The sequence below is a fragment of the Pseudomonas sp. SLFW genome, assembly GCF_009905615.1.
Classification (GTDB): domain Bacteria; phylum Pseudomonadota; class Gammaproteobacteria; order Pseudomonadales; family Pseudomonadaceae; genus Aquipseudomonas; species Aquipseudomonas bambusae.
Genome location: NZ_JAAAKW010000012.1, coordinates 25105 through 44807 on the forward strand (window position 1 = coordinate 25105; position 19703 = coordinate 44807).

16 protein-coding genes are annotated in these 19703 nt (G+C 59.1%); 7 read left to right on the forward strand and 9 right to left on the reverse strand.

What is annotated here, in order from left to right; genetic code table 11:
* Positions 1-28: 28 nt before the first annotated feature.
* From GVN17_RS20270 to GVN17_RS20300, 7 genes are all read left to right on the forward strand, one after another.
* The gene (locus tag GVN17_RS20270; RefSeq protein WP_166597040.1) at positions 29-919 is read left to right on the forward strand and encodes an SMP-30/gluconolactonase/LRE family protein; all 891 of its coding nucleotides are present in this window, start codon (positions 29-31) and stop codon (positions 917-919) included.
* A 273-nt stretch (positions 920-1192) separates the two neighbouring features.
* Positions 1193-1954: a hypothetical protein gene (locus GVN17_RS20275; protein WP_218576325.1), complete on the forward strand. Its 762-nt coding sequence runs from the start codon at positions 1193-1195 to the stop codon at positions 1952-1954.
* A 323-nt stretch (positions 1955-2277) separates the two neighbouring features.
* Positions 2278-3189, forward strand: a complete 912-nt coding sequence (locus GVN17_RS20280) for a TauD/TfdA family dioxygenase (protein WP_166597041.1) — start codon at positions 2278-2280, stop codon at positions 3187-3189.
* Between the two features lie 34 nt (positions 3190-3223).
* Positions 3224-4342: an ABC transporter substrate-binding protein gene (locus tag GVN17_RS20285; protein ID WP_166597042.1), complete on the forward strand. Its 1119-nt coding sequence runs from the start codon at positions 3224-3226 to the stop codon at positions 4340-4342.
* Between the two features lie 4 nt (positions 4343-4346).
* Complete coding sequence (locus tag GVN17_RS20290; RefSeq protein WP_166597043.1) at positions 4347-5258, forward strand: ABC transporter permease; 912 nt, start codon at positions 4347-4349, stop codon at positions 5256-5258.
* The gene (locus GVN17_RS20295) at positions 5255-6043 is read left to right on the forward strand and encodes an ABC transporter permease (protein WP_166597044.1); all 789 of its coding nucleotides are present in this window, start codon (positions 5255-5257) and stop codon (positions 6041-6043) included. The genes GVN17_RS20290 and GVN17_RS20295 overlap by 4 nt, the downstream gene beginning before the upstream one ends.
* A 34-nt stretch (positions 6044-6077) precedes the next feature.
* The gene (locus GVN17_RS20300) at positions 6078-6872 is read left to right on the forward strand and encodes an ABC transporter ATP-binding protein (protein WP_166597045.1); all 795 of its coding nucleotides are present in this window, start codon (positions 6078-6080) and stop codon (positions 6870-6872) included.
* 165 nt (positions 6873-7037) lie between these two features.
* Here the strand turns inward: GVN17_RS20300 and GVN17_RS20305 are convergent, their stop codons facing one another.
* From GVN17_RS20305 to pnp, 9 genes are all read right to left on the reverse strand, one after another.
* The gene (locus GVN17_RS20305) at positions 7038-7994 is read right to left on the reverse strand and encodes a sensor domain-containing diguanylate cyclase (protein WP_166597046.1); all 957 of its coding nucleotides are present in this window, start codon (positions 7992-7994) and stop codon (positions 7038-7040) included.
* Positions 7995-7997: 3 nt separating this feature from the next.
* Entirely contained in the window at positions 7998-8996 is a 999-nt protein-coding gene (locus GVN17_RS20310) for a response regulator (protein WP_166597047.1), read from the reverse strand.
* 529 nt (positions 8997-9525) lie between these two features.
* A complete protein-coding gene (locus GVN17_RS20315) occupies positions 9526-9891 on the reverse strand; it encodes a response regulator transcription factor (RefSeq protein WP_166597048.1) in 366 nt (121 codons plus the stop codon).
* 156 nt (positions 9892-10047) lie between these two features.
* Positions 10048-12393 (reverse strand): bifunctional diguanylate cyclase/phosphodiesterase, encoded by a 2346-nt coding sequence (locus tag GVN17_RS20320; protein ID WP_166597049.1) that lies wholly within the window; start codon positions 12391-12393, stop codon positions 10048-10050.
* A gap of 10 nt (positions 12394-12403) precedes the next feature.
* Entirely contained in the window at positions 12404-14032 is a 1629-nt protein-coding gene (locus tag GVN17_RS20325) for a methyl-accepting chemotaxis protein (protein ID WP_166597050.1), read from the reverse strand.
* A 234-nt stretch (positions 14033-14266) separates the two neighbouring features.
* Entirely contained in the window at positions 14267-14887 is a 621-nt protein-coding gene (locus GVN17_RS20330) for a response regulator transcription factor (protein ID WP_166597051.1), read from the reverse strand.
* Positions 14884-16473 carry a sensor histidine kinase gene (locus tag GVN17_RS20335; protein WP_256665326.1) on the reverse strand — a complete coding sequence of 530 codons (1590 nt, stop codon included), beginning with the start codon at positions 16471-16473 and terminating at the stop codon, positions 14884-14886. Before GVN17_RS20335 ends, GVN17_RS20330 begins: the two co-directional genes overlap by 4 nt.
* Positions 16474-16818: 345 nt before the next feature.
* Positions 16819-17169, reverse strand: a complete 351-nt coding sequence (locus GVN17_RS20340; protein WP_166597052.1) for a BON domain-containing protein — start codon at positions 17167-17169, stop codon at positions 16819-16821.
* Between the two features lie 295 nt (positions 17170-17464).
* Complete coding sequence (gene pnp, locus GVN17_RS20345; protein WP_166597053.1) at positions 17465-19570, reverse strand: polyribonucleotide nucleotidyltransferase; 2106 nt, start codon at positions 19568-19570, stop codon at positions 17465-17467.
* Positions 19571-19703 lie beyond the last annotated feature (133 nt).

Here is a 19703-nt window from a genome sequence, read left to right on the forward strand (position 1 = left end):
CCTTCATCAACCTTGTGGAATATTCCCGATGCAGGCTGAGCTGATCCTCGACGCGCGCAACGCCACCGGCGAGTGCCCGGTCTGGAGCGCCCGTGACAACGCGCTTTATTGGGTGGACATTCCAGCGAAAAAACTCCATCGCTATCGGCTGGATGACCAGCGCACGGACAGCTGGGAAGCGCCGCAGATGCTCGCCTGCATCGCCAGTTACGGCGACGGCACCTGGCTCGCGGGTATGGAAGATGGCCTGTTTCGGATTCGCCCCGCAGAGGATGGAACGCTCACGTCCGAACGACTGATCGACGTCGAACACCCTCACCCCAACATGCGTTTTAACGACGGGCGCTGTGACCGTCAAGGCCGTTTCTGGGCGGGCACGATGGTCATGGACATGGCCGCTGCGTCGTCGGTCGGCGCGCTGTATCGCTACAGCCGCGATCAGCGCGAACCGCTCACGCCTCGAATCACTGACCTGATTGTTCCCAACGGCCTGGGTTTCAGCCCCGACGGGAAGATCATGTACCTCTCGGATTCTCACCCTAACGTGCAGAAAATCTGGGCGTTCGATTACGACATCGACACCGGGATGCCCCGTGATCGTCGTCTGTTCGTGGACATGAACCTCTATCCCGGTCGCCCCGATGGCGCCGCTGTGGACGCTGACGGCTGCTATTGGATCTGCGGCAATGACGAAGGGGTCATCCACCGTTTTACCCCGGCGGGCACGCTGGATCGATCACTGTCTGTTCCCGTGAAAAAGCCGTCCATGTGTGCGTTTGGAGGCCGTGACCTGGACACGTTGTTCGTGACCTCGATCCGTCCCGGTGGCGACCTTTACGATCAGCCACTGGCCGGTGGGGTGTTCGCGCTGCAACCCGGCGTCAAAGGGCTTGAAGAGCCGTTTTTTGGCCCGGAATAGCCTTTGCGCTCATGCGGCGACACAGAATGTGACACAAAATCGTTACGCCCTGAGAGCGCTCTGCAAAACGGTTTTTGCGTCGATCTGTTTCAAAAACGGACAGAAAAACGACGTTATCCTCGAAAAAACACACATTTTGAAATATTTAATCCACGCACGTAGATAATCCTGTGCTAGCTGCTAGTCTGTCGACTCGCCCGCTGAATCGGTACATCTCTGGCATTGGGTCCGAGGGCATCAAACGACTCAGATACCCGCAACGAGGTTATCGCGATGCCTTACACGACCTTCTCGGACGCTCAGGTCAGCAGCCTGATCAAGGCCATCGACAGTGACGGATACGCTGTTCTCCCGGACTGGGCCAGTCCGGCGCAATTGATGGAGCTACAAGCACTCGTACAGGCCACCGTTGAGGAAGCGGGCAACGATTATGTCGCCCTTTCTGGCCGCCAGCCCGTAGCGGGCACACCGCTCTCCGACTGGGGAAATTCACGGAATTTCATCGACCTCTGTCGCCGCATCGTTGCAGGCGCCACGGGAGAGCGTTCCAGCGACACGACGTTGACTCAGACATTGCGCTGCCTCACGGGCAACGGCGGGCGTCGCGAATCGCTGATTTTCCATTACGACTCGTTCGTCCTGACCACGATCCTGCCGGTGTGCATGCCGGACACGGGAGAGCGCGGCGACCTGCTGATGCTGCCCAATCGTCGGCCGCTGCGCCAAAGCTACCTGCGCAACCTCGTCGACAAGGTTTTGGTGGACAACCGCTGGGTACAGCGCTACCTGAAAAACCGACTCCGCCGCGACGCTCAGGCGTTTACCCGGATTGCCATGCAGCCGGGCCATCTGTACCTGTTCTGGGGCTATCGTTCGCTGCACACCAACCTCCCCGTTGCCGAAGACGCCCTGCGCGCGACGGCGGTTTTTCACTACCACAACGTGCATGGCAGCAGCTCGCTGGCGAGCCGGCTGCGCAAGTCGTTGGGAACGTTGAAAGGCCCGGATGTGCAGGACGATGTGCCGCAAACCTGATCGCTGAACCAAGCAACACCCCGGGTCAGGGCATGAACATAAATCTCCCTGTAGGAGCGAATTCATTCGCGAGACATTCGTACATCCAATGCATCTCTGTCGGCTGTATTGGCCAATCGCGAATGAATTCGCTCCCACAGTTTCCGACGGCAACTTGTTTGAAATTCCAAATCAAACATTCGAATAAGCTTATGAAGATTCGTTATCTTCATAAACACCTCGCATAAACTCTCCTTCTATATTTATGACAATTAGTGATTAGCGGATCGCTGATTTATATCTTTATGATCTGAGCCACAGCAACCTAAACAGGAGTTCAGGACATGGCGATTCAGATCAAACCCGTGGCGGGGAAAATTGGCGCCGAGTTGAGCGGCATCAAACTTTCCGGTGACATTTCCGCGCAAGACTTCAAGTTCATCAATCAGGCACTGCTGAAACACAAGGTGCTGTTCTTCCGCGAACAGTTCCTCAACGACGACCAGCACGAAAGTTTCTCCCGTCGTTTCGGCGATCAAGTGCCACACCCAACCGTCCGCTCCGCCGAGCAGAGCCACGCGATTCTCAACCTTGATTCCCGCGAGACCCGCGCCAACTCCTGGCACACCGACGTCACGTTCGTCGCCGACTACCCAAAAGTTTCGATCCTGCGGGGCGTGGTCATTCCGCCGTACGGGGGCGACACCGTATGGGCCAACACCGCTGCCGCTTACGCCGATTTGCCTGAGCCGCTGAAAGCGCTGGCCGACAACCTGCGTGCCCTGCACACCAACGTCTACGACTATGTGACGCCAAAGGACACTGGCGAAGCGGGCGTGAAGCGTTACCGCGAACAGTTCACCGCCGAGATTTACGAAACCGAGCACCCGCTGGTGCGCGTCCATCCGGAAACCGGTGAGCGCAGCCTGATCCTCGGCCACTTCGTGAAACACATTCAGGGCGTCAGCAGCAACGATTCGAAACAGCTGATCCGCCTGTTCCACGACCGCATCACCCAGGTCGACAACACCGTGCGCTGGCGCTGGAGCGAAGGCGACGTGGTGATCTGGGACAACCGCGCCACCCAGCACATCGCGATCAACGACTACGGCCAGGAACAGCGCATCGTGCGCCGCACCACCGTGGCGGGCGACATTCCGGTGGGCGTCGATGGGCGCTCCAGCCAGGCGATCAAGCCGACGCCCGACACCCTCTCCCCGCGAACAGAAGCCGACAAAAAGCACCTGGCCGCCTGATTCCCGCTCCCCCCATTTTTAAGGAAGAACCGTCATGGCAAAGGCCAAGCGAACATCTGTATTCAGCACAAAAAGCGTAGCTACCGCACTGGCGGCGCTGCTGATGATGCCCTTGGCCGAGGCCGACGTTTTGCGCATCGGCGTGGCCAGCGCGGGGGGCGGTGATCCCGTGACCTTCAGCGGCTCGCCGCTGGGCATCGTGCGCAACCAGCAACTGCTGGAAAAAGCCTTCAAAGGCACGGGCACCGAGATTCAATGGTTCTTCTTCAAAGGCGCGGGTCCGGCGGTCAACGAAGCGCTGTCGAACCAGCAACTGGACTTCGCCTACGAAGGCGACCTGCCGCAAGTCGTCGGTCGCGCCAACGGTCTGGACACCAAGCTGCTGGCCGCCATCGGCGTGCGCTCGAACGTGTATCTCGCGGTGCCGAAGGGCTCCGACATCAAGACGATTGAAGACCTCAAGGGCAAGAAAGTCGCGGTCTTCCGTGGTACCAACGGCCATCTGGTGTCGATCAATCTGCTGGCGGACCACGGCCTGACCGAACGCGATTTGAAAGTGATCAACCTCGACAGCGGCAGCAGTCAGGCCGCGCTGGCGTCAAAGGGCGTCGATGCCGCGTTCGGCGGCCGTGAGCTGTTCAAGCTGCGGGATCAGGGCTTGGTGGACATCATTTTCGATAACCCGAACAACGACGTGCGCTACACCCGGCAGTGCGCGCTGGTGGTTCGCGGCGCCTATGAAAAAGAACACGCAGACAACGTGCAAAAAGTCGTCAACACGCTGGTCGATGCGGCCAAGTGGGAGTCCGACGAAAGCAACCGCGACGCCGTGTTGAACGAGTGGGCCAAGACCAATGAGCCGCTGGCCTCGCTCAAAGCGGACTTCGGCCACATCACCCTGCGCGACAGCGCCTCGCCGCTGGTGGATGACTTCCTCAAGGCGCGTTATCAGGCCGTCGCCGATCAGGCCAAGGAAGAGAAGATGATCCGACGTCCGGTGACCATCGACGGCTGGTTCGAAACCAAATACCTGGAAACAGCGTTGAAAGCCAAGGGGCTGCAAGGCTACTGGACCGCTTACGGCGCAGACGGCAAAGCCAAGGCGAACACGGCCACGGCGTCATCGGATAAAACCGTCAACAACGGAGGCTGAGGTCATGGCCAGAGCCACCGCACCTTTACTCGACCAAGACCGGGCGCCCGCGAAAAAGCTGGCGCCGGTCGAACGCCTGCCTAACTTTCCCGCCCGCGCCCCACGGCGTGTGGCGGCCGCCAAACGCTCATCCCCGGCGTGGCAAACCCGTGCCGTGAACCTTGCCCTGCCCTGGCTGCTGCCCATCGCGCTGCTCGGTCTCTGGTACGTGGGCACCGAGCGTGGCTGGCTGTCCGAGCAAGTCCTGCCGCCCCCGGCATACGTCTGGCAAACACTGACGGATCTGTTCAGCACGGGCGACCTGTGGCTTAACGCGTCGGCGAGTCTGCAACGGGTGCTGGTGGGCTTTCTCATCGGCTCGGGCCTTGGCGTGACACTGGGTCTGATGATGGGCCTGTCCAAAACCGTCGAGGATTACCTGCTGCCGACGTTCAACGCGCTGGTGCAGATTCCGGTGCTGGGCTGGATGCCCTTCGCGCTGCTGCTGTTCGGCATCGGCGAGCCGCTGAAGTACGTGCTGATCGCCCACGCCGCGCTGGTCCCGGTCACCCTCTGCACATTGCAGGCCTTTCATCAGGTGCCCAAACGCCTGCTGGAAGTGGGACAGGCTTACGGCTTCAGTCGGCGCCAGATCGTCACCGACATCGTGCTGCCTTCCGCTGTCGCACCCATTTTCACCGGCCTGCGACTGGGATTCACCAAAGCCTGGCTGTCGCTGGTGGTCGTCGAGCTGCTGGCTTCCAGCGAAGGGTTGGGCTACCTGATCGCTTACGGGCGTCAGCTGTTTCAGCTGGATCTGGTGATGGCGGCGGTGGTCGTGGTCGGCACGGTCGGGCTGCTGATCGACCGGGCGTTCGAAGTCATTGAGCGTCGTCTCAACAAAGGTCGGGCAGTGACGCCAGGGAGGGTGCTATGAGTTCGTTGACAGCAACACACGTTCCTCGCCAACACCGTTATCGCGGCTGGGTCGTGCCCGTGGTCGGCGTCGCAATCTGGTGGCTCGCGGCCAATCAGGGCTGGAGCGATTCGGGCCTGTTGGTCTCGCCACAAAAGGTCGCAGTGACGGCGTGGGATCAGGTGACCTCCGGCCAATTCTGGCGGGCGATTTCGTCGAGTCTGGCGCGCAACCTCAGCGGGTTTTTCATTGGCACGGTGCTCGGGTTGATCCTCGGCTGCTTGCTGGGCTTTTCGCGGATTTTCGAGCGCGTGGTCGGCCCAAGCTTCAACACCTTCAAGCAGATTTCCCTGTTCGCCTGGATTCCGCTGATCTCAGTGTGGTTCGGATTGGGCGACGTCGCGAAAGTCGTGTTCCTCTCCCTCGCCGCGCTGGTGCCGGTGGTGGTCAACACCTGCGACGGTTTGCGTAACGTGCCGAATGCGTTTCTGGAGGTGGCGAAGGTGTACGGCTTCAGCCGCTGGCAGACTGTGATCGGCGTCATGCTCCCCGCCGCGTTGCCCTCGATCTTTACCGGGATTTACCTGGCGCTGGTGTACTCGTGGCTCGCCACCATCGGCGCCGAATACCTGCTGGTGTCCGGCGACGGCATCGGCAACACGCTGATCGACGGCAGCGAGCATTTCATGATGGACCTTGTGCTGTTCGGCATGGTGATCATCGGTCTGGTCGGTTGGGGGCTGAACGTCCTCGCCCGCCGACTCGAACGACGCATGCAACGGCTCTACGGCATCACGCCGCGCTAGTTTTCCCTTTTCACACTTTCAAAGGAATTCCCCAATGTCCGCCAGTCAAGCGCTCCCTCTCCCCACCCAGCAAGGCAACGGGCTGCGTCTGGAGAACATCAGCAAACGCTTCTCCGGCGCCAGCAGCGACACCCAATTGCAGGTGCTGGACAACATTCAGCTGGACATCGCGCCCGGCGAATTCATCACCATCGTCGGCGCCAGCGGTTGCGGAAAATCGACATTGTTGCGGCTGATCCTCGGTCTGGATGAGGAGTTTGACGGACGCATTCTGCTGGACGAAAAGCCGATCAAGGGCACAGGGCTGGAGCGCGGAATCGTGTTTCAGGATCACCGTTTGTTTCCGTGGCTGACGGTTGAACAGAACGTCGCTGTAGGGTTGAAGAACGCGCCCCTGACGCCTGCGCAGAAACGCGACACTGTGCGCGAGCATATTCATCTGGTGGGCCTGCAGGACTTCACCGAGTCTTACCCGCACCAGATTTCCGGGGGCATGGCGCAACGCGTGGCCATCGCGCGCGGACTGGTGAATCGCCCGAGCGTGTTGCTGCTGGACGAGCCGTTCGGCGCGCTGGATGCCCTGACGCGCACACGCCTGCAACGTGAGCTGCAGAACATCTGGCAGCAGGAAAAGATCACCATGGTGCACGTGACCCATGACGTGGACGAGGCGGTTTACCTGGGGGATCGTGTGGTGGTCATGCAGCCGCATCCGGGGCGCATTCGGCGCATCGTCGACATCGACCTGCCCCGCCCGCGCAACCGCAGCGACGCCCGTTTCATCGCCCTGCGCGATGATGTGTTGAGTGATTTTGCGGAGTTGTCGTAGCCCTGCGCACACGCGGCTCTTTTCTGTGGGGGCGAATTCATTCGCGAGGCGGTGGTACATCCGACCCACATCTGTCGCCTGTGCTTATGTCTCGCGAATAAATTCGCTCCCACAGATTCCGTTTACATCCGGGGCATTGGCTTGGGTAGGGAGCGTCGCAGTGACTCACACCTCATGCAACGACACCTGATTACGCCCGTTCTTCTTCGACGCGTACAGCGCCTGATCGGCCCATTCGATGAGGGTCTTGTGTTCGCTGAGCGGGGTGTTCATGTCGGCGACGCCGAGGCTGATGGTGCAGCGAATCACTTCGCCTTCGTGCAGGATTTCCTGTGCTTCCACCGCCAATCGCAATCGCTCGGCAAACATCCCGCCGCCGTATTTATCGGTGTCGGGTAACAGCACCGCGTACTCTTCGCCGCCGTAACGGCCGGCGATATCGGAGTCGCGAATGTGCTCGCGAATCACATCGGCCACACGCTGAATCACCTTGTCGCCGCACTGGTGACCGTAGGTGTCGTTGACCCGCTTGAAGTGATCGATGTCGAACATCACAAGCGCCGCCGACGAGCCGTAACGCACGTGGCGGGCGTATTCCAGCCGCAACGCCTCTTCCCAATGACCCCGGTTGTACAGCCCGGTCAGCCGGTCGGTACTGGACAGCTTTTGCAGTTCGCTGTTGGCGCGCTGCAATTGCAGGCGGTTGGTCGCCACGTCGGTGACGTCGTAGATCACCAGGCACACATGAGACACTTCGCCGCTTGTGGAGCGCAGCGGGAACATCGTGGTGTTCTGGTACATGAAATCTTCTTGCCCGGTGATCGGCTGGTAGCTCTTGAAACGCACCAGGTACGGCCGCTGTTCCCAGATCGTGAACGCAGGAGTTCCCAGGGTAATCACACTGTCGATCTTGTTCTTCATCCAGTCCCGATTCACCTCCGGGAACAGCTCGAAGAACGAGCGGTTGGCGGCTTCATAGGGCAACACGCCAGAACGGTTTTCCATGAAGGTGTTCCACACCTGGACCCGGTACTCGTGATCCAGCACCACCACGCCGACGTCGATGCTCTGGGTGATGGTCAGCAGCCAATGCAGCTCTTTGATGTCGATACGGTCGTTCATGAATCAGCTCATCAGGTAGGCGAGTTTGCGCGACAGCCGCTCTACCGAGTCTTCGGTGAACAACATCAACAAGTCGAAGTGAATATGGTGGCCTTCCAGGCTGTAACTGATTTCCACGGCCAGGGTTTTCTTCCAGCGTTGCTGGTTGATGCGAATCAGCTCGTCGATGCCACTCTGAGCGCCGAGCACCTGCGGATGCCCTTGGGAGAACGCGATGTCGATCTGCTCGGCAATGCCGCTCAGGCAGGCGCCGATGATGATCGACGACAGGTCCAGCAGCATTTCCTTTTCGGAATAATCGCTGTCCTGGATCTTCATCAACTGCGCCATGTCGCCGATTTCCGAGTCGTGAAACATCAGCAGCGCTTCCCCGGCGATCCCCCCGCCGATGTAACCCTGACACACCGCTGTGAGCCGATCACTGGCCTGGGCGTCCGCGAGCGCCATGTGCAACTCGCCGACCTCCAGCATGTTGACGTTGGGCACCGGCAGTTGCACGAACACGCCGAGCACACGCGCCAGCAAAGCAGCGGCACGGCCCATGGCAACGTTGATGGTTTCGCGGAAGGCGTCCTGAAAGCTGATGGCCGTCTGTTCGATCTTGGGCGTAACAGCAACTGTCTTGACGGGATGATCCAGCAGCCCGAGGCGCTGGAGGGTCAGCTGTAACTCGACCGGATCGGCGGGCTTCTTGAGAAACGCGAGGGCGCCCAGTTCAAGCGTGCGGCGCACGGCTTCTTCCTGAACGTCGCCCGACACCACGATGACTTTGGCCTGAAGATTTTCCGCACGAATCGCGGCCAACGCCTGATACCCATCCATGTCCGGCATGGTCAGGTCGAGTAACACCACCTGACCCAACCCCTGGCGAATGGCTTCAAGGCCTTCATGTCCATTGGTCGCTGTCGTGACCGACACCCCCCAATCGGCAGGTAAGGCCCTGATCAGCTGTTTGCGCGCCATGTTGGAGTCGTCGCAAATCAACAAGGGAATCGTGGGCATTGCTTTCAATCTCACGGCAAAAGAGTTTCAGGCCTGGCCCGGAATATCTGTGCAACCCATCGTGTAACTCACTTATGTCCGCCGCGACCGAATATTCGTTCAACCCGATTGTTGGCAGAGAAAGTGAGTCGAATCTTCACCCATTTCGGCAAGTAATGGCAGTATGCAATATCTGTGCTCAGTGATAGTGCTTTTCATGGGATTAAGCAGCGCCATAGCGTGCGTTAATTAAATGGCGTCAATATTTACTCGCACCATCTAACTCACGCGGTTCAATGCCACTTTTTGAAGCGCGGCCGTCACGGTTTTTTGTTCTAACTTCAAAGAGTTGGCGACAGGCGTCAGATTTCTAAGTTGCGACGCGTTCCGCGTTATTCGCCCGCCAAGGTGCGGTTCACGCCCAGGTCCTTGCCAGCACCCGGCCTCGCGCACCACGTCATGGAATGATATCGACCAACGTGAACCAGGACAGTGCGCACCGATGCTGACTGCCCCGAAGCACGGCCACTCGCGGTGTGAGGCGTAGGGTTCAGCTCAGTGCCCGACTCAAGTGGTCGATCAGCACATGCGCCTGGAAAGGCTTGGCCAGGAAACACAGCGCACTGCCGGTCATGGCTCGCTTGCGCACTGTTTCTTCGGGAAAAGCCGTGATGAAGAGGGTGGGAATATGAATATTCTTTGCCGTCAGGTACTCGTGGAGTTCAACACCACTCATGTTTGGCATTTGCACGTCGGTAATCAGGCAGCCGACGTTATTCAACTCGGCAGTGCTCAGGAACTCCTCGGCCGAAGAAAAGACAGCGACTTGAAAACCCAGAGAACGAACAAGACTGTCGAGGCTATCGCGAACGGCGGCGTCATCATCGACAACGGCGACCAGAGAAGAACTGGACAAACGGAGTACCTTTGCCGATGTAAATCGTATGAGGAGACAAATGGGAAACCACGTTACCCAGCCGGGCCACGTGGGTGAAGTATACAAATGTTTGACCGCAATAGATCAAAGCCATTCCATGAGAGATTAAACGCGCCAAGGCGAGGGCATTGTCACTTACACCCAACGCTCCGCAAGAAAGTTGGCTTCGATCCGACCTTGCATGAAGAGGTCGAAATCCGGCGCTGAGAGTGCCTTGGAATAATGATAACCCTGCGCTTCGTTGCACCCCTTCGCCGTCAAGGCCGCGAGAATGGCAGCGTCCTCCACGCCCTCCGCAATCACCTTCATGTCGAAGCTGTGCCCCAGCGTAATCACCGCCTGCACGATGGCGGCGTCTTGTGGGTTTTTCAGCAGACCCCGCACGAAGGACTGATCGATTTTCAGCTTGTCCACAGCAAAGCGTTTCAAATACGCCATGCTGGAATAGCCGGTGCCAAAGTCGTCGATGGACATGCGCACGCCCAACGCCTTCAGCCCCTGAACGGTTTCCAGCACCCGTGCGGAATCTTCGATCAGGATCGACTCCGTCAGCTCAAGCTCCAGCAGTTCCGGTTTCAGGCCGCTGTCATACAGCGCCCTCTGGACCTCTTGAACCATACTGCCTTGACGGAACTGGACGGCAGAACAGTTCATCGCCACCGTCAGTTCGCCGAAACCTGCCGCTTGCCAAGCCATCGCTTGATGGCAGACCTCGCTCAGTAACCAGCGGCTGATCGGAAGTATCAACCCGCTGGATTCGGCCACGGGAATGAACTCGTCAGGAGCAATCGGTCCTTCGCCGGGGTGGTTCCAGCGCAACAAGGCCTCGGCCCCGATAACGGCGCCGGTGCTTAGCTCGATCTGGGGCTGGTAGTGGACCTGCAACTCTTTTTGTTCGAAGGCCTGACGCAGTTCGGTCTGGACATGCAAATAACGTAGTTCCCGCGCCCCCATGGCAGCCTCGTAGAACACCCACGTGTTACGCCCGTTGCGTTTGGCCTGCGTCAACGCCGTATCGGCGGCCTTGAGCAGTGAGCCGAAATCATGGCCATGGGCGATGTGGGATGCGATGCCCGCTGAAGCGGTCATCGACAGGTTGTAGCCCGCCAATTCGAGCGGCTGCTGAAGCGCACGCAGCATGCGCCCTACCAACTCGTTCAGGAGCATGTGGTCGTCTTCGTCCACCAGCACCAGAAACTCGTCGCCGCTGAGCCGCGCGACGGTGTCCACCGAGGGCTTGAGCGCCACGAGACGCTGGGCGAGATGCTGAATGATTGAGTCGCCCGCCACATGCCCAAGCGAATCATTGATGACCTTGAAGTGATCCAGGTCCAGATAAATCAGGGTCAACCGCTGGCCGCGCCCGCAATCCTTGATGGCGCGGTTCACCCGCTCCAGCAGGTAACGCCGATTGGGCAACTCGGTCAGATCATCGTGGTAAGCACTGTCGCGCAGTTCATCGACGACGTGCTGGCGACGAATTCGGTTGGTCCGCAAGCGCAAGGTCAGCCCGAGAATCAGCAGGTACAACGCACCACAGACCAAAGAAGAAGCAATGGCGGTGTACTTCCATCCCAGCAAATAGTCTTGCCCCGCCAGACCCACCACCAACACCAGCGGGAAATTGCCGATCCGCTTGAAGCCGTACAGCCGTCTGACCCCGTCCACCCGAGACCGCATGACGACCGTGCCCTCTCGGGCGCCCTCCGTCATGAGCCGGTCGATGTCGTCGGCAGGGTATGGAGAGACATGCGGCTTGGCCGCGGGCACACGTAACACCGCATCCGACTGATCCGCTCGACGCAACGTAATGACGCCATGAGGGCCGACGTCCAGCTGGTTGATGGCTTCGAGAATATTTTTCAGCGGCTGACTCGCCGCAATCCATCCCGTCAGCCGCTGCTGGGCGTCCAGGATGGGCACCGCCATGTACAACATTTCCCTGCGCGCATCGCTGCCCAACACCATCGACAGGGCTTTCAAATCGGCAGGCGTCTTGTGCTGGAGCGAGTCGCGAAATTGCTGGGTGCACGACGGCGACGTTGAACTGCTGCCGTCGGAGTCGAACAAAAACCGCCCATCCGCCCCAAGCACATCGAAATGGCCCACGGCCGGGAATCTGCGCACCAGCCCGCGCAACTGCCATGCCTGAACCGCCGGACTCCCCTCGGAATGAAGCGGCCCCTCATCCATGCGCGACGCGATGCTTTGCAGGCCGCTTTGCGCTTCATAGAAAGTGCCGTTCAGCCGCGACTCAAGGATGCGATTCAGGTTGCCAACGTCCGACATCGCCTGGCGCTGCGCCTGTTGGTACAGCAACCCCAGCAAACCGCAGAGCAATCCCACAATCGCCACGGCCAGCAGCACCCATGGCCACGCCTGAACGGGGTCATGGCCCGCCTTGGCCGAAGCGGGCTCGGGTTCCGGCGGGAGCAAACAGGTGATGCGTTGAGGGTTATTCGTTGCGACGAAATCGGTCATGTCACGTCGCTCATAGCGCGAAATGGGCAATCATGCCGTTGAGGTTGATGGCCAGCCGCGACAGCTCGCCGCTCGCGCTGCTGGTTTGTGTTGCACCGGCGGCAGACTGGGTCGACAGATCACGAATCGTCAGCAGGCTGCGATCCACATCCCGCGCCACCAGCGCTTGTTGCTCGGTGGCCAAGGCGATGAACAGATTGCGCTCGTTGATCTTGGAAATGGCCAGCGTGATCTGCTCCAGCGCATGCCCCGCGGCACGTGCGCGGTCCAGTGTTTGCCCGGCTTTAGCGGCGCTGCTTTGCAGCGCAGACACTGTGGCGCCGGTCCCGGACTGAATGCTCTGGATCATGGTCGCGATCTCCAGGGTCGAGGCCTGCGTGCGCTTGGCCAGCGAGCGAACTTCATCGGCGACCACCGCAAACCCGCGCCCCGCCTCCCCGGCCCTGGCCGCCTCGATGGCCGCGTTGAGCGCCAGCAGGTTGGTCTGATCGGAAATGCTGTGAATCACGCCCAGCACTGAACTGATCTGATCGGTATAGCGCGACAGACTCTCGGCCTCAGCGGAAGCTTGCAGCACCTCCTGCGCCAGCCCTTGAATCAGCGCGATGGTTTCGCTGACCTGTTCGTGGCCTTTCTGCGATTGATGATCGGACGCTTGCGACAATTCCGATGTGCTGATGGCGTTATGAGCGACTTCGTCAACAGCGCTGCTCATTTCCGTGACTGCCGTTGCTGCCTGTTCGATCTGCGCACATTGCTGCTGCAAACCCTGGGAGCTGTGGCCCATGACGGCGCTCATTTCCTCAGCTGAAGCGGCCAGTTGACTGGCCGAAACGCCGATGCCTTCGATGGTCGAGCGTAGGTGCTGTTGCATGTCGCCCATGGCCTGGAGCAGCGCGGCTGGCTCGTCCGCCCCGGCGTCATCGATGCGGCCACTCAGATCACCACGGGCGATCATCTGGGCCGCGGCCACCGCCTCCCGGATCGGCCCGACGATACTGCGAGTCAACAGCCAGGCCAACGCCACCGTAACCGCCACTGACAGCGTCAGGACCAGACCGACGATCAACTGCATATTGCCGTACAGCTCGCGGCTCTGCCGGGCAACGGCATTCGCGCCTGCTTCGTTAACCTTCACCAGTTGATCCATGTGGCGGGTCAGGTCAGCGCCCAGAGTGGCCAGCGTCGTGTTCAGACGCTCAAGTTGATCCTGATCAGGCACCTGAGCGTCGATCAGGGAAATCACCTCATCCAATGCCGGTATGTAGCGGTCGAGCGACACCTTGATCGAATCCAGCAAAACCGCTTCATCCGGGCCCACCTGACGAGCGCGATACTCAGCCTGTTGATCGTCGAGATCCTTTTCCACGCGGCGGATCAACGCCTTGCTCTTGTCACGTACCTGAGGGTCGTTCGATCCACGAAGATGCTGCCCTTCAAGGCGCAGGGTATTGATACTCAGCGACAGCTTCTGAACCGAAATGATGCCAGGCATCCAGATGTCATTGACCCGGTTAGTCGCGCTGTCCAATCTGGCCATTTGCATCAGGCTGAAGACGCCGACGAACAACATGGCCAGCGTGATGATCGCGAACCCGATCGCTGCGCGGGTTCCAATGCTGATTGTCCTCAAAAGCACGTGCGTATCCCCTTATCGTCCAGGTGCGCTTTAGGCATTGGGTTGACGAATTGATGGCGGCCTGAAAACGGATTTCCAGGAACGGCGGGGAAAATAGCACTGCTGATGAGTAATACCGATTAGCCATCAGGTTGGCCCGCTCATACTCACGTATGAGGTCATCCGTTCGGATGAAAGATCGGCATTTTGAAAGGATACGAGGGGCGGCGGCTGATGTGACTCAGGCTGCGGAATTCAGCGCGCTTCGAGGGCTTGCGACATTTTCACCAAATCGGCGAACGTCCGGGCCTGCATTTTTTTCATGGCATGCCCCCGGTGAATTTTGACCGTGATTTCGCTCAGCCCGATCTCTGCAGCGATTTGCTTGTTCATCAGTCCCGTGACGGCCAGCGCCATGACCTCCTGCTCACGAGCCGTCAGCGTTTTATGGCGAGCCTGCAACTGGCTGCTCGTCTTGCCCGCCTCGCGCCGCCTGGCGTCTTTCTGCAACGCCAGCGTCACGGCATCGAGCAAGTCCTGCTCGCGATAAGGTTTCACTAAAAAGTCCAGCGCCCCTGCCTTCATCGCTTTGACCGACATGGCGATATCGCCGTGCCCACTGACAAAGACGATGGGCAGCGGCACCTTCATTTCCGTGAGGCGCACCTGAAAATCCAGGCCGCTCTCGCCCTGCAGGCGCACATCGAGAATGAGGCAAGAAGGCACGTCTTCGAACGGGTGCTGCAGAAACTCGGCCCCGGATGCGAAGGTGTGCACCCGCATGCCCATAGACCGCAACAAACTGTCGACCCCCACCCGAATGGCAGGATCGTCGTCCACGACGAAAACGACCGGTGTGATCTCAGCCGCACTCATGAGCGAATGGGCTCACTGGCGGGGAGCGAAAAACTCAACGTCGCGCCATGCCCCAACTCACTTTCGACCCAGATGCGTCCGCCATGGGCTTCGATAATCGAACGGCATATGGACAACCCCATGCCCATCCCTTCCGGCTTGGTGGTGAAAAACGGAATGAACAAGCTGGCGAGGTTCGCGGCCGAGATACCCGGCCCGTTGTCTTGAATGCTGAGCAAAACATCGGCTTGTGGCGTAGCCGTCAAGTGCACGGCCAGCGTCCTGTTCTTGCCATGCATGCCTGCCATGGCCTGCATGGCGTTCATCAGCAGATTGATAATGACCTGCTGCAACTGCACCCGGTCCCCTTTGACTTCCACACTCCCCTGCACCGGCTTCAGGTCGAGAATCACGCGATGCCGCATGAGCTCCCTGCGCACCAGCGCGATGGATTCGACCAGGACATCCTGCAAATTCGTGGAGACATGCCGGGGGTCCGTCTTGCGTGACAAAACACGAATACGCCGGATGACTTCGCTGGCACGATGGGCCTCACCCTTGATCCGCTCGATGGCACTTCGCACCTCCGCCACATCCGGAACCTCGCGATCAAGCCAACGCAACCCGGCCTCGGCATTGGTGGTCATCGCCGACAGCGGCTGGTTGACCTCATGGGCGATAGACGCCGCCATCTCCCCCAACATCGTCACACGGGTGACGTGCGCCAACTGAGCCTGGGAGCGGTGCAGGGCTTCTTCAGCCAGTTTGGTCGCAGTGACATCCATCAACGCGCCGACGTATTCACAATCACCGGAAGCGTCATGGATCTGCTGAGCCAACATTCGCAGGAACTTGGAGGAGCCGTCCGGCATGATCAGACGAAACTCCGTATCAACGGGGGCGTGCTGAACGTACGCCTCATGAATCAAGCCTTTGAAGCCATGAATGTCCTCGGGATGAACGCGACTGAACACGTACTCCAAGGAGGGGTTCAGCTCCTCATCCACCTGAAAAATGCGCCGCGCGCCGTCGGACCAACACATTTCGGCGCTCGGCATCTTCAAGCCAATACTGCCCGTCAGGCTCAGACGCTGAGCACCCGCGAGCAGAACTTCACTGCGGTGCAGCAAGCGAACCTGCGTTTGCAGTGCCTCTTTGGAGGCTTTGTTTTTCAGGGCCAGAAAGCCGGTGATCGCAATGGCGCAGAGGCTGACCAGGCAGCGCCCGAACGCCGGTATCAGCCACACAGTGCCGCGTGACCACTCAAGGCCATGGGTCAACAGGTAAGCAAGCAACGTCAGCGCACCACACCCGACCGTGGCAATGACGAGCCCCCTTTGAGATAAAAGGTCCTCGGACATCAGGATGACGGTCACATAAAGCACGGCAATGGCGACGTCGAGCGAGCTGAGCCAGTCCGTAAGGAAAATGGCCAATGTCAGCATCACAGCGCCGGAGCGCCACAACCACACGCTGGGCGGAGGGTCCGCCCGGAGCCCTCGCATGAGGGCAGTTGGGACATTATCCATTGCGACGTTTTGCCTTGTTATGAGGTATCGGGGGCAGCGCAAATCAGCATCGCGGACGTGAAGGTGCCCACGGCCCATCCCCGTCAGGACGACGAAAGGATGCCAAATCCTGGTGAAAGTTTTGATCGGGTGCGGTCTTGGGAACGGCCTTGTATCCGACCGGACACAAATATACGCAGGAAATGCGTAAGGAGACAGGCTCGGGGAATGATCGGTTGTGAAAGGTGCGCTCAAGCGCATTTGCGGGGTTACGCGCGGGCTTGGTGGGCCCTGACTGGGTGGGCGCTGAATAAAACAAGCCCCGGCATAAATGCCAGGGCTTGTAATGGCCACATCCGTATGGCCTTCGCATGAACCTTCAATCGACCAACCGGCGACCTCCCTGGCCGCCAATCGTCCGTTCGTACGGTTCTTCGAAACGTTTTATTCGGCTTTCAGACCATCAGCCGAAACGGCTTTGACGCCTTTGATTTTCTTGGTGATCGCAACAGCGGTTTTCTTTTGCGCGTCGGTCACAGCGACGGTGGACGACAGGGAAACCACACCTTTGTTGGTCTCAACCTTGATGTCGGAGCCTGGAATGCCTTTTTCAGTCAGCAGGTCAGATTTGACCTTGGTGGTGATCCAGGTATCAGAGGTCGTTTCTTTTGCCTTGGTCATTTCACCAGCGGCAACCATCATCGGAGCTTGAGTAGAGGTTTGAGCCATGGCTACGTTAGCCAGGGTCAGAGTCAGAGCAGTGGCGGTAGCAGCAGCGATAGCGAACTTCTTCATACGAGTAACTCCTGTTTTTCTCAGAATCTGCGCCAACCTCGTTGGCGGCAGGGTTACTGGTATATCGCAAGCGCTGTGCCAATCTGTGTTTAAGTATTTTTCATATATATATCAATGGCTTGGAAATTATTAGCTCCCCGTGGATCGTGCAGATTGCCCGTTTATTAAAAGTTCCGCTTGCAAGATGCATGTTCCACCCAAGCAACAACCTGCGCTTTGCGCCATAACCTCTTAATTCCGCTCGAAAAAAAAGGGCCCCTAAGGGCCCTTTTCTACAGCATGGGGAAGCGAGCGGTTAAACGCCCGATGCCTTGGCTGCAGCGACGTCTTTGATCGACAGCTTGATGCGACCGCGGTTGTCGACGTCCAGTACCAGCACTTCGACTTCCTGGCCTTCTTTCAGCACGTCGGTGACTTTTTCAACGCGAGCATCGCTCAGCATCGAGATGTGCACCAGACCGTCTTTGCCAGGCAGGATGTTGACGAATGCGCCGAAGTCGACGATGCGCTCAACCTTACCGACGTAGATCTTGCCGATCTCTGCCTCTGCGGTGATACCCAGAACGCGCTGACGTGCTGCTTCAGCCGCTTCCTTGGTTTCGCCGAAGATTTTGATCGAGCCGTCGTCTTCGATGTCGATCGAAGCCTTGGTTTCTTCACAGATGGCACGAATGGTCGCGCCGCCCTTGCCGATGACGTCACGGATTTTGTCGGTGTCGATCTTCATCGCGATCATGGTCGGAGCGTTTTCCGACAGCTCAGGACGCGACTGGCCGATGATCTGGTTCATCTGACCAAGGATGTTCAGGCGAGCTTCCAGGGCCTGGCCCAGGGCGATCTCCATGATCTCTTCGGTGATGCCTTTGATCTTGATGTCCATCTGCAGCGCGGTAACGCCTTTGGCGGTACCGGCCACTTTGAAGTCCATGTCGCCGAGGTGGTCTTCGTCACCCAGGATGTCGGTCAGAACAGCGAATTTCTCGCCTTCTTTAACCAGACCCATGGCGATACCGGCAACCGGTGCCTTCAGCGGAACGCCCGCGTCCATCAGCGCCAGCGAAGCGCCGCAGACCGACGCCATGGAGCTGGAACCGTTGGACTCGGTGATTTCCGATACGACACGGATGGTGTACGGGAACGCGTCAGCAGCAGGCAGCATGGCCTGAACCGAACGACGAGCCAGACGGCCGTGACCGATTTCGCGACGACCAGCGCCACCCATGCGACCACACTCGCCCACCGAGAACGGAGGGAAGTTGTAGTGCAGCATGAACGGGTCTTTTTTCTCGCCTTCCAGGGTGTCCAGCAGCTGTGCGTCACGGGCAGTACCCAGGGTCGCTACCACCAGCGCCTGCGTTTCGCCACGGGTGAACAGTGCAGAACCGTGAGTCTTCGGCAGAACGCCGACTTCGATGTTCAGCGGACGTACGGTGCGGGTGTCGCGGCCGTCGATACGCGGTTTGCCATCAACGATGTTCTGGCGAACGGTGCGGTATTCGATCTCACCGAAAGCGGCTTTGACTTCGGAAGCCGACGGGCTGCCTTCCTCAACGGCCAGCTTGGCGACAACCTGATCCTTCAACTCGCCCAGGCGAGCGTAACGGTCGGCCTTGACGGTGATGGTGTAGGCCTCGGAAATCGCAGCGCCGAACTCGGAGCGGATAGCGCCCAGCAGTGCGGTGGCTTCTGGCTGAGGAGCCCAGGTCCAGGTTGGCTTGGCAGCTTCAGCGGCCAGCTCTTTGACAGCCTTGATGACCGACTGGAATTCGTCGTGGGCGAACAGGACCGCGCCCAGCATCTGGTCTTCGGTCAGCTCTTTGGCTTCGGATTCAACCATCAGCACCGCTTCTTCGGTACCGGCAACGACCATGTCCAGGCTCGATGCTTTCAGTTGCTCGTAAGTCGGGTTCAGCAGGTAGCCGGTGCTTTCGTGGAATGCCACGCGAGCGGCGCCAATCGGGCCGTCGAACGGGATGCCGGAGATTGCGAGGGCAGCCGAAGTACCGATCATCGCAGCGATGTCCGGATCGGTTTTCTTGCTGGTGGAAACGACGGTGCAGACAACCTGCACTTCGTTCATGAAGCCTTCAGGAAACAGTGGGCGGATCGGACGGTCGATCAGACGCGACGTCAGTGTTTCTTTCTCGGAGGGACGGCCTTCACGCTTGAAGAAACCGCCAGGGATCTTGCCCGCAGCGTAGGTTTTTTCCTGGTAGTGAACGGACAGCGGGAAGAAGCCTTTGCCAGCGTCAGCTTGTTTGGCGCCGACTACAGTCACGAGTACGGTGACGTCGTCGTCAACGGTGACCAATACTGCACCAGAAGCCTGACGGGCGATGCGGCCTGTCTCCAGCGTGACGGTCGATTGACCGAATTGAAACGTCTTGATTACCGGGTTCACGGTTTCCTACCTTCTTTGTGGCTCTTGGGGGAACTGGTTTCTTGCGAATTCGTGGGCAGTGAGGGGAATCGGCCCCTGCGGCAGTCCAGGTGTACAGCCAAGCGTATAAAACATGTATCCAGATAAAACTTGA